At 58.8% G+C, this 12,915-nt stretch carries 11 protein-coding genes; 3 read left to right on the top strand and 8 right to left on the bottom strand.

Annotation, left to right across the window (positions count from 1 at the left end; all coding sequences use genetic code 11):
• Position 1: 1 nt before the first annotated feature.
• On the top strand, positions 2 to 268 hold the full coding sequence (locus BXY66_RS12880) for a hypothetical protein (RefSeq protein WP_132860650.1): 267 nt from the start codon (positions 2 to 4) through the stop codon (positions 266 to 268).
• Between the two features lie 13 nt (positions 269 to 281).
• Positions 282 to 932 (top strand): DUF1523 family protein, encoded by a 651-nt coding sequence (locus BXY66_RS12875; protein ID WP_132860649.1) that lies wholly within the window; start codon positions 282 to 284, stop codon positions 930 to 932.
• Here the strand turns inward: BXY66_RS12875 and BXY66_RS12870 are convergent, their stop codons facing one another.
• The 5 genes from BXY66_RS12870 to BXY66_RS12850 all read right to left on the bottom strand — a co-directional run bounded on the left by BXY66_RS12870 (position 933) and on the right by BXY66_RS12850 (position 7,548).
• Positions 933 to 1,805 carry a dimethyl sulfoxide reductase anchor subunit family protein gene (locus tag BXY66_RS12870; RefSeq protein ID WP_132860648.1) on the bottom strand — a complete coding sequence of 291 codons (873 nt, stop codon included), beginning with the start codon at positions 1,803 to 1,805 and terminating at the stop codon, positions 933 to 935.
• The gene (locus BXY66_RS12865) at positions 1,805 to 2,566 is read right to left on the bottom strand and encodes a 4Fe-4S dicluster domain-containing protein (protein WP_132860647.1); all 762 of its coding nucleotides are present in this window, start codon (positions 2,564 to 2,566) and stop codon (positions 1,805 to 1,807) included. Before BXY66_RS12865 ends, BXY66_RS12870 begins: the two co-directional genes overlap by 1 nt.
• 151 nt (positions 2,567 to 2,717) lie before the next feature.
• Complete coding sequence (locus BXY66_RS12860) at positions 2,718 to 5,528, bottom strand: molybdopterin oxidoreductase family protein (RefSeq protein ID WP_132860646.1); 2,811 nt, start codon at positions 5,526 to 5,528, stop codon at positions 2,718 to 2,720.
• Between the two features lie 131 nt (positions 5,529 to 5,659).
• Positions 5,660 to 6,415: a sulfite exporter TauE/SafE family protein gene (locus tag BXY66_RS12855; protein ID WP_132860645.1), complete on the bottom strand. Its 756-nt coding sequence runs from the start codon at positions 6,413 to 6,415 to the stop codon at positions 5,660 to 5,662.
• Positions 6,412 to 7,548, bottom strand: a complete 1,137-nt coding sequence (locus tag BXY66_RS12850; RefSeq protein ID WP_132860644.1) for a citrate/2-methylcitrate synthase — start codon at positions 7,546 to 7,548, stop codon at positions 6,412 to 6,414. Before BXY66_RS12850 ends, BXY66_RS12855 begins: the two co-directional genes overlap by 4 nt.
• Before the next feature lie 32 nt (positions 7,549 to 7,580).
• Between BXY66_RS12850 and BXY66_RS12845 the strand changes: the two genes are divergently transcribed.
• Positions 7,581 to 8,432 carry a phosphate acyltransferase gene (locus tag BXY66_RS12845; RefSeq protein ID WP_132860643.1) on the top strand — a complete coding sequence of 284 codons (852 nt, stop codon included), beginning with the start codon at positions 7,581 to 7,583 and terminating at the stop codon, positions 8,430 to 8,432.
• Positions 8,433 to 8,446: 14 nt separating this feature from the next.
• Here BXY66_RS12845 and pta read toward each other — a convergent pair whose 3' ends face one another.
• The 3 genes from pta to pdxR all read right to left on the bottom strand — a co-directional run bounded on the left by pta (position 8,447) and on the right by pdxR (position 12,853).
• A complete protein-coding gene (gene pta / locus BXY66_RS12840; RefSeq protein WP_132860642.1) occupies positions 8,447 to 9,490 on the bottom strand; it encodes a phosphate acetyltransferase in 1,044 nt (347 codons plus the stop codon).
• Positions 9,491 to 9,494: 4 nt separating this feature from the next.
• Positions 9,495 to 11,276, bottom strand: a complete 1,782-nt coding sequence (gene xsc, locus BXY66_RS12835) for a sulfoacetaldehyde acetyltransferase (RefSeq protein ID WP_132860641.1) — start codon at positions 11,274 to 11,276, stop codon at positions 9,495 to 9,497.
• A 116-nt stretch (positions 11,277 to 11,392) separates the two neighbouring features.
• Positions 11,393 to 12,853 (bottom strand): MocR-like pyridoxine biosynthesis transcription factor PdxR, encoded by a 1,461-nt coding sequence (pdxR, locus tag BXY66_RS12830; protein WP_132860640.1) that lies wholly within the window; start codon positions 12,851 to 12,853, stop codon positions 11,393 to 11,395.
• Positions 12,854 to 12,915: the final 62 nt, after the last annotated feature.

The following is a 12,915-nucleotide window of genomic DNA, read 5'->3' as shown; positions in this document are numbered from 1 at the left end:
GATGTTCGGACTGGCGAGATTGGCTTTATTTGGCTTTGTTGTTCTGACGATCGTGTACTTTTGCCTGTCATGGTATTCCCGCGCGGCACGCCGCGACAAGCTTGAGGCAGAGTGGGACCGCGAAGACATGACCGGCGATCGTGAAGCCTTCGTCGACGAAGGTTTGCGCGAATACGACGGATCTTTGCGTCGTAAATTGATCTGGGGTGTCTATATCATTCCTGTGTCAGCGGTTATCGCGCTGATCTACTTCATGAATTTCCACTAGGGAGACCGGCAATATGGTCTATGTGAAATGGGGTTTCTGGGCGTTGTTCTGGATTTTTGTCGCGGCGTTCTTCCACTATACGCTGCCACAGAACGACGTGGTGCGCGTCACCGATACCTATGAAAAGCGGATCGACTTTGGCGAGAACTCCATATTTTGGGCCAAAGAAGACAGCGGCAACGCGACCGGCAACGTGAACCGCGATGTGTTCTTCATTCAAACCAAATTTCCTAATGACCGGGTGATGGTTTACCGCAACGAGGATACCAGCGCCGGCTGGCCACCATACTTCAAGTTCGACACTTCAAATCTGCAAGCCGAGGCCGCAGACCTTAAGTCCAGCGCCACCGATCCGCAGTGGGTTGCTGTCAAGCACTACGGCTGGCGCAACGAGTTTCTGTCGATCTATCCGAACGCGGTTGGTGTGAAGCCTGTCGAAGGTCCGGATGTGACGTTCATTCCGTGGCTCAATATCGCAATTCTGACCGTGTTTTTCGCCATTATCTGGGCGGTCTGGGTTCGCTGGAAACGCTTCCGCGAAGCGCGCATTGATCCGGTTCTCGAGGACATGGGTGACAGTTTCGAAGCGGCCGGAGACAACCTTGCAGAAAAACGCGGCAGGTTCCGCGCCTGGCTTGATACCTGGCGCGGGAAAGCACGCTGATCAGCGCATTCCGTAGTAGAGGCCGACCACATGTTCGGCCTCTGCGAAGAACAGCCAACGTGAACAGGCAACCCCTGCGATGTGGCTGATAACCGCGAGTGCCGCAAAGGCGTGACTGAAAGGCATCAGCAGGAAAACCAGCGGTAGGATGAAGGTCAGCGCGAAGGCAATGCCACGCAGTTTCATCGCATGCTTACGCCCCACCACGTAGACGAATTCTTTCATCAGGTAGTTGGGAGAGCTGTGCGGATGCGCCATCGATCGTACTACCCCCCGCTCCCCAAGGCCGGTGGCTGTTCCCAGATCAGTGCCGCTTTGCAGCAGTGCTTTATCACCGCGCTGCCACCAGGCCAATTGCACAGCTGCAGCGAATAGCAGCAATGCAATCGCTGTTGATGCGCGACCCGAAAGCAATGCGCCGCCAGCCAGCGAGAAAGTCAGGTAGAGCGCTGGAGTCAAAGGTGTTTTCCAACGTGGTACAGTCGCCAGCTGACCATAGATCATGGAGGTCGTGAAAACAGTTCCCAGTGAGAGCGCCGCACCTATCCAGCCGAGGAAGGCAATATGGGTGCCCAGAAAAATAAGCGCCGCGGCATAGATGCCTAGGATGCAAAGCGCAGCGACTGCACAGACGCCTTCACGTGACAGCCAACTTGTGCGCCATTGAGTCATGGCGCGCCATGCCCGTTCGGGGTGGCCGAGGTGAAAGGTTGACGAGAGCAAGCCCCCAACAGCCAGCGCATATGCGATGGCAAAGAAGATGAAGCCCATGACGCCAGTGGGCGGCGTGGGGTCGATGCCGAGCCAGAACAGCAGGCCAAAGCCGAGCCCAGAGAGTGTTGTGAAAATGATGACGGACGGTGCAGGGTGCATCAGGCGGTCCCTCCGGGCAGTTTGTCGAGGGTTTTGTCGAGCCAGTTCAGGAACCCTTTTGGCTCCTCGGCGACGGGTTCAAGAAGTGGGGCGAGGAGAGACTGATCGTCCCAAGAATCCTTGAGACGCGGGGGCAGGTATTTGTTCACCGGTTTCGTTCCCATCTCAGGCATAAGGTCAAATCCGCCACGGCTTTCAACAAGTTGGCTAACATCCGAGTTCGGGTCACCCAAGTCGCCGAAGTGACGTGCGCCAGCAGGGCATGTGCGAACGCAGGAGGGAATCTGATCTTCTTCCGGAAGGTTTTCGTTATAGATGCGGTCCACACACAGGGTGCATTTCTTCATCACGCCTTCGGCCTGATCCATTTCGCGGGCGCCATAAGGGCAGGCCCAAGCACAGAGACCACAGCCGATGCAGTGGTCTTCGTTCACCAACACAATGCCATCCTCTGCGCGCTTGTAACTGGCACCGGTTGGACAGACCGTGACGCAAGGAGCGTCCTCGCAATGCAGGCAGGATTTGGGGAAGTGCACAGTCTGTGCAGGGCCTGTTTCAGGCTGCACTTCGTAGCTGTGGACGCGGTTGAGGAAGGTGCCCATAGGCTCCGTGCCGTAAGGGCGCTGATCGCTGAGGGGCGCACCGTAATTTTCGGTGTTCCAGCCTTTGCAGGAGATCACGCAGGCGTGGCAGCCTACGCAGGTATCCAGATCGATGACGAGGCCGAGCTTGCGGTCTGTAGAGGTCGGGAGCGAGGTCATGGCTGGGCCTCCAAAAGGCTGGCTGCAAAACGTCGGTGTGACGTCGGTATTGCGTCGGTCTTGATTTCGTTGGCTACAGGGAAGGGGGCGTTGCCCTCGTCACGGCGTTGCCATGCCTTCCGTTGTGCATTTGATGGCCAAAAGTGGACGGTCATTTGCCCACCTTCCATTTCAGCTCTGCGGGGCCTTGCGGCACCGGCGACTTGAGTGGCTCGAAGGCTGGTTGGCTTTCTGCCGGCGCTTCAGCTTTCTCGATTTTCACCCTCAGGTCGAACCATGCTGCCTGACCGGTGATCGGGTCGGAGTTGGCCCAGCGGAGGCCGTCCCCTTTGGGCGGTAACAACTCGTGGATCAGGTGGTTGAGCAGGAAGCCTTTGTTGGATTCCGGAGCGTCCTCTGAGAGCGCCCAGGTGCCTTTGCGTTTGCCGATGGCGTTCCATGTCCAGACGGTGTTTTCGTTAAGTGCGGCCTGATGGGCGACAGGAACTGTGATTTCCCCATGAACAGAGGTTACGCGCGCCCAATCTCCTTCGGAAAACCCGTGTTTTTGCCAGAGCTTGGTGGGCAGGTACAAAGGGTTGTGGCCGTGCAACTGTCTGAGCCAGGCATTCTGCGTGCCCCAACTGTGATACATCGCCATCGGGCGTTGGGTGAGGGCATGCACGTCGAATTCGTCGGTGTCCACGTGGTTGTCCTCGAAAGGCGCATACCATATGGGGAGCGGGTCCATCACCTCTTTAAGGCGCCCGCGAAGATGATCGGGTGGTTGCCGGTCGCCGTGCCCTTCGGCCGCGCGTTGGAACTTGCGCATTGGCTCAACATAGAGCTGGAACAGGAAAGGCTGTGGTGCGTCGTAGAGGCCGATCTTTACTGCCCAATCCTGATAGGCCAGGTTCCAGGGTTTCATGTAAAGCGCTTCGTCCGGCACGTGTTCAATGGAAAAGCCACCGTTGGCGATGTAGCGGTCAAGCTGGTCAGAGTTGACCTCGCCGCGGCCGAACTGGTCACCATTCTCGCCTCTGAAGCCGGCCAGCGGCCCAACGCCGGGACGACGTTCATGATTTACGATGTAGTCGGCGTAGTCCTTCCACTTCTGGGTGCCGTCTTCGTTCAGGAAACCGGGTAGACCAATGCGCGCGCCAAGTTCGATCAACACCGATTGAAAACCGCGCACATCGCGATCCGGCTCCACGACCGGCCAACGGATGGCATCCGCGGCTCCATCTGCCTCGCAGATGGGGCGGTCCAGAAGCGAGATGCAGTCGTGGCGTTCGAGATATGTGGTGTCAGGCAGGATAAGGTCCGCGTAGGCGACCATCTCTGAACTGTAGGCATCGGAATAGATGATGCGCGGGATTTTGTATCGACCGTCGTCATGCCGGTCTGTGAGCATCTTGATCACGCCGGAGGTATTCATCGTGGAGTTCCACGACATGTTCGCCATGTACATGAACAATGTGTCTATCGGATAGGGATCACCGGCATGGGCATTGGAGATCACCATGTGCATCAGGCCGTGCACGGACATCGGGTTTTCCCACGTGAAAGCCTTGTCGATGCGGCATGCGGAGCCGTCTTCGTTGATTTGCAGGTCTTCTGGCCCTCGCGGGAAGCCGAGGTGTGGACCGGCCAGCGGTTTGCCGGGGCGGCCATAGCCGTGAGGTGTCGGGTGTGCTTCGACCGGCTTCGGGTATGGCGGCTTGAAGCGGAAACCGCCAGGAACTTCGACGGTGCCAAGCAGGATTTGAAGAACGTGTAGAGCCCGGCAAGTCTGGAACCCGTTGGAATGGGCGGAAATACCGCGCATCGCGTGGAAACTGACAGGGCGCCCCGTCATCGTCTTGTGGGTCTCTCCACGGAAGTCGGTCCATTCCTGTTGGACCTCAAAGGCTTCGTCAAAGGCAACGCGGGCAAGCTCTGCCGCGATGGTTTTGATCTTGGCAGCCGGGATGCCGGTTTTCTCGGCGACGTTTTCCGGCGCATATTGCGGATCGAGGTATTTCTCGGCCATCAACGCCATAACGGTTTTGTGGGTCACGCCAGCGTGGCGGTATTGCGCTGAAAGATCCGGACGCACACCTTTCTGGTCGAAAGGCGCGAGTTTGCCCGTGACGCGGTCAATGACCAGTTGCTTGCCATCCTCATCGCGCATCAAGAGACCGGTTTCTCCGTCAACCAGAACCGGCGCGTTAGTGAATTGCGCGAGGTAGTTCAGGTCGATTTTGCCGGCTTTGAGCAATTCATGCACAAGCGCGAGAATGAACAGCCCGTCGGTGCCCGGCGTTATCCCGACCCATTCATCGGCCACAGCGTTGTAGCCAGAGCGCACAGGGTTTACGCCGATGACCTTGGCACCGCGCGCCTTGATCTTGCCAATGCCCATTTTGATCGGGTTGCTGTCGTGGTCTTCTGCCACGCCAAAAATCATGAACAGTTTGGTGTTGTCCCAGTCCGGCTGGCCGAACTCCCAAAAGGCGCCGCCCATCGTGTAGATGCCCGCGGCGGCCATGTTGACCGAGCAGAAACCGCCGTGAGCGGCGTAGTTCGGTGTGCCGAAGTGTTGCGCCCAGAAGGACGTAAAGGACTGTGACTGATCACGGCCGGTGAAAAAGGCGAGTTTGTGCGGTGCTGTTTCGTGAAGCTCAGTGAGCCAGCCGACGGCTGTGCTCATGGCTTCTTCCCAGCTGATTTCAACGAACTCGCCCGATCCGCGTGGACCGACCCGCTTGAGCGGTGCCTTAAGGCGTGACGGGGCGTTGACTTGCATGATCCCGGCAGAGCCTTTGGCGCAAAGAACACCTTTGTTCACAGGATGGTCCCGGTTGCCTTCGATGTAGGCAACTTTTCCGTCCTTCATATGAACGTTGATGCCGCAGCGGCAGGCGCACATGTAGCAGGTTGTCTTGCGCACCTCGTCCGAGACTTTGGGGGAAAGATCGATTTGCGGTTGTCCGTCAGCCATTTTTAGTCCCCGTTTTGGCGCGCGCCATCGAATGCTGGTCGCGATAGTCTTCTGTATTCAACCGCAGATGCGGAACGTTGTTCTCTGTATTGGTTTGACTGTAGGACATGGTGTTCTTTCGTCAATGCGGGTCAGGCCCCGATGCTCTGGCGCAGAATGCCGAGTGTGGCGAGTGCGATCAGGAGGCTGAGGCAAAAGGGTTTGTAGTAGGGCTCCCACGCGGGGCGGAACATGGTCTTGCCAGCGATCACGCCAAGAGCGGAGGCTGGTGCCAGAGCGAGGCCGCGCAGGGCGGATTGGGCGGTCATGACATCGAAGATCAGATAGGTCATGAGGGAGATGAGCGAAGAGGCAAACAGGAACAAAACGAGGGAAGCACGCATTTCGCGGGCGGGCGCGTTCGAGGCAAGCACATAGAGAGCGACCACCATGCCACCTACATGGGCCAGACCGGTCGCGATGCCCGCGAGCACGCCAGACCCCCAGAGACCTGCACGGGTGGCAAGAAACGGCAGGCGCAATTTTGCAAGCTGGGTGGCCGCAAGTAAGACGATCACACTGAGTGCCAGCAGTTTGGACGTGTCTACGGGTAGGGATTGTGTCAGCGTCAGGCCGATGGGCACACCGATTGCCGAACCTAGAACAAGTCCGGTTACAGTGCGCCGATTGGCCTCTTTCCAACCGCCGCGAACCATCAGCAACGAAGCTGTCATTTCCTGAAACCAAAGGATCGGGATCAGTGCGATTGGCGGCAGAAAGATAACACCTGCCGCCATCACCACTGCCGACAACGCAAAACCGGAGAACCCGCGCACCATACCTGCGACAAAGCAGATGAGCGCGAGCCACAGGTAGTGCTCGGTCGGCAGGGCGAGTGCGTCGATCATCCGCGCTCGGCCATTGGGGTGTAGGCGCGCATGTCAGGCCCATTGTACAGCGTCAATGGACGGATCAGGATATTGCTGTCCTGTTGGTCCATGCACTGGATGATCCAGCCGGGCATGCGACCGATGGCAAAAATCGGCACATAGAGGTCCATGGGGATGCCGTGTAACTGGTAGATCACGCCCGAGTAGAAATCGACATTCACGTTAAGGCCATGGCGGGCGTAGGGCTTCATGGCATCGACGACGCCCTGAAGAATTTCGTACCATTCCGGCGCGCCCATTTCTTCGCCGAGCTTTTTCACGCCATCGCGCATGTGCCGCGCGCGCGGATCCTCGGCGCGGTAGACGCGGTGGCCAAAGCCGGTCACGGCCTCTCGGTTTTTACGCTTGGCCTTCACGTAGTCGGCGGCGTTTTCGGGTTTGCCGATCTCGTGCACCATTTTCATCACGTCTTCTGCAGCCCCGCCATGCGCCGGGCCTGCCAGCGTTGCGAGTGCCGTGACAATGCCACCGTGCAGGTTGGCCTCTGTGCCGACTGTAACGCGGGCAGCGAAGGACGACGCGTTGGCACCGTGTTCGGCGTGCAGGATGAAGTCGACATCCGCAAGCCGGGCGGCGTCTTCCGAAGGTTTTTCCCCTTTGAGCATCCAGAGCCAGTTGGCGGCGTGGCTGAGGGTTTTGTCCGCAGGCACCGGTTCGCGTCCGTTTCGGATGTTTTCATGCGCGGCGATGATCATTGGAACCTGTGAGGTCAGACGCAGGCCGTTGGCGAGAAAGGCGTCATGGCCGACTTTCTGGCTGTTTTCCTCCAGCGCGGCGAGTGCAGAAACAGCGGTGCGCAGTACATCCATTGGATGCCCATCTTTGGTGGCGCGAATGATGTCATAGACCTGCTCCGGCAGTTCGCGCGCTGCTTTGAGCGCTGCGTCAAATGCGGTGAGTTCGGCTTCCGTTGGCAGTTCGCCGTGGATAAGCAGATAGCAGACTTCCTCGAAGGTCGATTGTGTTGCGAGATCGTGGATCGAATAGCCGCGGTAGGACAACTCGCCTTTGGCGCCGTCGATGTGGCTGACGCCGGAACGTTCGAAATAAATGCCCTTGAGGCCGCGGTTGATCTTGACGTTTTCGGTCACGGATGGCTCCTGTTGCGTATACGGAGGTATACATGAAGTTTATGGATGCGCTGTCGGCCAAGGTGGCAGCGAAAAACGCACGGGTCGTGTTTCCCGAGTCCAAGGAACCGCGCACGGCAGAGGCTATGCGGGCGCTGGATCGGGACGGGTTGTGCCGGCCGGTGGTTCTCGGCGAAAACACCGAAAGTTACGTGCAGGCGCTGATGGATACGCGCGGCATGAAGGAAGGGATTGCCCGCCGACTGGTGGACAAGCCGCTTTACCGTGCGGCGGCGATGGTGGCCGCCGGCGAGGCGGACGCGATGACAGCCGGCGCTGTGGCGCCAACGCGGCGCGTCATCGAAGCGGCGTCCATGGCCATCGGTCTGGCTGAAGGGGTCAGTGTCCCTTCGTCCTTCTTCCTTATGAATTTTCCCGACGATCGTTCGCTGATCTTTGCTGATTGCGGCCTGACCGTCGATCCGGATGCCGCAGCTCTGGCGGCGATAGCCAAGGCTTCCGCGCGTAGCGGTGAAGCGCTTTTGGGCGAAGCGCGCGTTGCCTTGTTGTCCTTTTCCACGGGTACAAGCGGTGCCGGTGCGAGCGTGGACAAGGTTCGCGAGGCTGCCCAGATCAGTGGTTTCACCGGTCCGGTTCAGGGCGATGCGGCCCTGATACCCGAAGTTGCTGAACGCAAGGGTGCCGGGGCGGGCGATGCCAATGTTCTGATCTTCCCCAATCTGGATGCTGGCAATATTGCCTACAAACTGGCCGTCGCCTTGGGCGGCGCGCAGGCGCTGGGGCCGATCTTGCAGGGATTCAGAAAACCGGTCTGTGATCTGAGCCGTGGCGCCAGTGCACAGGACATTGTGGCAGCCACCGTGGTCACGTTGGCGCTTGGTTAACGTCGGAACAGGGGTCATGCGCTGACCCCTGACGCGTTTTCGGAACGGTCCAGCGCGTCTGACTGGGCGACTGTGACGGCGACCATGTGCAGGATATCTTCGGCGGAGCAGCCGCGGGACAGGTCGTTTGCGGGTTTTGCCAACCCTTGCAGGACAGGACCGACAGCGGTCGCACCGCCCACGCGCTGCGCGATTTTGTAGCCAAGGTTGCCAGCGTTCAGGCTTGGGAACACAAAGACATTTGCGGCGCCGCCAAGGGCAGATTTGCTCGCCTTCGAAGCGGCGACTTCGGGCACGAAGGCTGCATCGAACTGCAGTTCGCCATCAATGATGAGTTCCGGGTCTGCCACTTTGGCCAAATGGGTTGCGGCCACGACCTTGGACACTTTGGGGTGGTCGGCACTTCCGGCTGTGGAGAAAGACAACATAGCAACGCGTGGCGTTTCGCCTGTCAACGCGCGGTAGGACGCTGCGGAAGCGCGTGCGATTTCCGCCATCTCGTTGGCATCGGGATCGACCACCAGGCCGCAGTCGGCGAAGATGTGTGCACCTTTTACGGTGTGGTGCTCTTTGCAATAGAGCATGAAGAAAAAGGAAGAGACCATTGCTGCCTCGGGGGCCTTGCCAATGATCTGAAGTGCGGTGCGAACTGTGTCGGACGTTGTCTCGACTGCACCGCCGACCGTGCCGTGGGCCCGTCCGGTTTGTACCAGCAGAGCCGCATAAGTCAGCCGGTTGCGGACTTCGGTTGAGGCTTTTTCGGGCGTCATGCCCTTGTGTGCACGCAGGGTGACAAGCGTGTCGCGGAATTCTTCAAAGTGCGGCGTGTCGTCAGGGTCGTGAATGTCGATTGAGCCTGCGACCGCCTGTGGTGTGGTGTTGTGGGCCGCGAGGTGATCCGCGATCTTTACCGGATCGCCCACAAGGAGGACGCGGGCAACGGCCTCATCGCGGATCATCAGCGCGGCTTCGACCACGCGAGGATCATCGCCCTCGGCGAGGGCGATGACTTTGTCAGAGCCGCTGGCGGCACCAAGTATTTGGCGGAGCGGCTGCAATCGATCAGCTTCCGGTCTGGGGAACCATGTCGGCGGCGTCGATGCCTGCGACGGAAACAGGCTTCTTCATTGCGTCACGACGGAATGGTTCGCCAAGTTCCTGGTTGATCATGGCTTCGATCAGCGTGGTTTTGCCGTGGTTCATCTGGTCGTCGATGGCCTTGTTAAGGGCGGCTGTCAGTTCGTCCATGGTGCGGGCCACCACACCTTGCAGGCCGCAGGCCTGTGCGATGCCGGCATAAGAAACCTGAGTGTCCAGCTCGGTGCCGACAAAGTTGTCATCAAACCAGAGTGTGGAATTCCGCTTTTCCGCGCCCCACTGATAGTTACGGAAAACGATTTGGGTGATTGCTGGCCATTCTCCACGACCGATCGCAGTCAGTTCGTTTACCGCGATCCCGAAGGCCCCGTCGCCGGCAAAGCCAACCACCGGTACATCAGGTTGACCGATTTTGGCGCCGACAATGGCAGGAAGGCCGTAGCCACAGGGGCCGAAGAGACCCGGTGCGAGGTACTTTCGACCTTCTTCGAAAGATGGATATGCGTTGCCGATTGCGCAGTTGTTGCCAATGTCAGAGGAGATGATCGCTTCGCGTGGCAGGGCAGACTGGATTGCACGCCAAGCCATGCGCGGCGACATCCAGTCGGGCTTGTCGGCGCGGGCACGTTCGTTCCAGGTCGTGCCCGGATCGTCATCTTCGTGGTCCATTGAGCTCAGTTGTTGGGCCCATGTGGATTTGGTCTTGGCGATATGGGCTTTGCGTTCGGCGCGACCCGTGTCACCGGCACCGTCAGCCAGTTGTTCTAGGATGCCGGTTGCAACCTTGGCCGCATCACCCACGATGCCGACAGAAACCTTCTTGGTCAGACCAATGCGGTTAGGGTTGATGTCCACCTGAATGATCTTCGCGTCAGCCGGCCAGTACTCCATGCCGTAGCCGGGCAGCGTGGAGAAGGGGTTCAGACGGGTTCCGAGAGCCAGAACGACATCGGCTTCCTTGATGAGCTCCATGCCTGCCTTGGAGCCGTTGTAACCAAGAGGTCCGGCAAATAGCGGGTGGTTGCCCGGGAAGGCATCGTTGTGTTGGTAGCCAACGCAGACCGGCGCATCGAGGCGTTCGGCCAATGCGATCGAGGCGGAGATGCCGCCTTGGGACAAGACAACGCCAGCGCCGTTCAGGATGACAGGGTTCTTGGCTTCGGACAGCAAGGCAGCTGCGTCGGCAACGGACGAGCTGCCACCGGAGGAGGCTTCAAACTCGATTGGTTCGGGCAGATCGATGTCGATGACCTGTGTCCACATATCGCGCGGGATATTGAGCTGGGCGGGACCGCAAAGGCGTTTGGCTTGAGCGATAACGCGGGTCAGAACTTCCGCCACGCGGGAGGGATCGCGCACTTCTTCCTGGTAAGCGACCATGTCCTTGAAGAGAGCCATCTGCTCGACTTCCTGAAAGCCACCCTGACCGATGGTCTTGTTCGCGGCCTGCGGGGTCACGAGAAGCAGCGGAGTGTGGTTCCAGTATGCGGTTTTGACGGCGGTTACGAAGTTCGTGATGCCCGGGCCGTTCTGAGCGATCATCATCGACATTTTGCCGGTGGCACGGGTGTAGCCGTCGCTCATCATGCCAGCGGAGCCTTCGTGGGCGCAGTCCCAGAACATGATGCCCGCTGTGGGGAAGAGGTCGGAGATTGGCATCATTGCCGAGCCGATGATTCCAAAGGCATGTTCGATGCCGTGGCGCTGCAGGACTTTTACGAACGCCTCTTCTGTGGTCATTTTCATGGGGGAGCCTCCTGAATACGTAAAGACGCGCGTCGCGCGCGCGGGGTTTGGTGGCGAAATTACGGGTCAGCGCGAAGTCGCGTTAGGGCCAGTTGTTAGCGCTGCATGGGTCCAGATCAGAGGCTGTTCTGGATTCTGGCGATACGGGCAATCCCTTCAGGGATACGTTCCGCCGGAATAGAGCTATAGCCGAGGCGATAGAAATTCTGCGGCGGATTGGCGGTGGCAAAGAAAGACTGCCCCGGTTCGATCAAAACGCTTTCGTTTTGCAGCTTATGGGCGAGTTCGTGCGAGTTCAAGTTTCGGTTCGATTGCATCCAGAAAGAAGAGCCACCGAACGCGTCAGCCCCCGCAATTGTCAAACCATGCTCCTTGATGGCGTCCTGCATTACCCCGCGGCGGTGCTTGAGCGTTTTACGCAGTCGGCGGATCAGGGCGTCGTAATGTCCGAGTGACAGGAAGTAGGCCGCAGTGCGCTGGATGTGGCCCGGAGGATGGCGCAAGACGGAGGCGCGGAGTGCTCGGGCTTCGCGGATGAAAGACTCTGACCCGACGAGATACCCAAGTCGCAAGCCAGGAAAGAGCGACTTGGAAAAGCTGCCGACATAGATCACGCGGCCTTCTGTATCGAGGGATTTGAGGGCTGGAGAAGGAGAATCTCCGAAGGACATTTCGAATTCGTAGTCGTCTTCAACGATCAGCGCGTCGATTTCTCTGGCGCGTTCCAACAGGGCGTTGCGGCGTAGCAAAGGCATCGTCGCTGTGGTGGGGCATTGGTGGCTTGGCGTGGTAAAGATCACGTCGGTTTCGGCCGGTATTTCAGCAGGGTTGAGACCGTCAGGGTCAACATTTACAGGCTCTACGTGACAGCGGGACTGATTCAGAATGTCCCGCAGGGCGTGATAGCAGGGGTTTTCGATCGCGGCCGTACGGCGTTGGGTCAAAAGGATCTGAGCGGCGATCCAGAGTGCATTTTGCGCGCCGAGCGTGATGAGAATCTCTTCGGGTCGGGCGATGATGCCGCGTCGTGGAAGCGTGTTGCGCGCAATGAATTCCACCAGACGCGGATCGTCCTGATCATAGTAGTCCGATGTCAGTGCGGTGAAGTCTTTCTGGCCGAGAGCCTGAAGGGCGCAGAGCCGCCAATTGGTGTGATCGAAAAGCGAAGGGTCGGTTTGGCCGTATACAAAAGGGAAGCGATAGGTCGCCCAGTCTTGAGGTTTTTCAGGGGTGTCTCCGCCGGTGTAGCGCCTGCCAAGTGCGCGGGTCCAGTCGATGCTGTCTTCGCGGTGTTTCGGAGGTGTGAAAGATGGTGGCACCGGAGCGTTGTCGGATACGTAGTAGCCGGAGCGGCCGCGTGAGGTCAGGTAATCGTTCGCAAGAAGTTCGGTATATGCGAGGGTCACAGTGATGCGGCTGACGCCCAGGTGTGTCGCAAGCTTGCGCGACGACGGCAGTTTCTCACCTCTCCGGAAGCGGCCAGACAGAATGCCTTCTGCGATCAATTGTTGGATTTGGGCCTGAAGGGTGCCCTGAAAGCCAGGAGAGAGGAAGAAGGTTTCGACTGAAATCGCCATGAGCGTGAAGGTATACTGGACTTATGGCGAGAGTAAACTGGCTTGATTTTGGTTGGGTGCGC

This window comes from Shimia isoporae (genome assembly GCF_004346865.1).
Lineage (GTDB): Bacteria > Pseudomonadota > Alphaproteobacteria > Rhodobacterales > Rhodobacteraceae > Shimia > Shimia isoporae.
The sequence above is the reverse complement of the archived record's forward strand: the minus strand, read 5'-3'. Positions and strand labels throughout refer to the sequence as shown.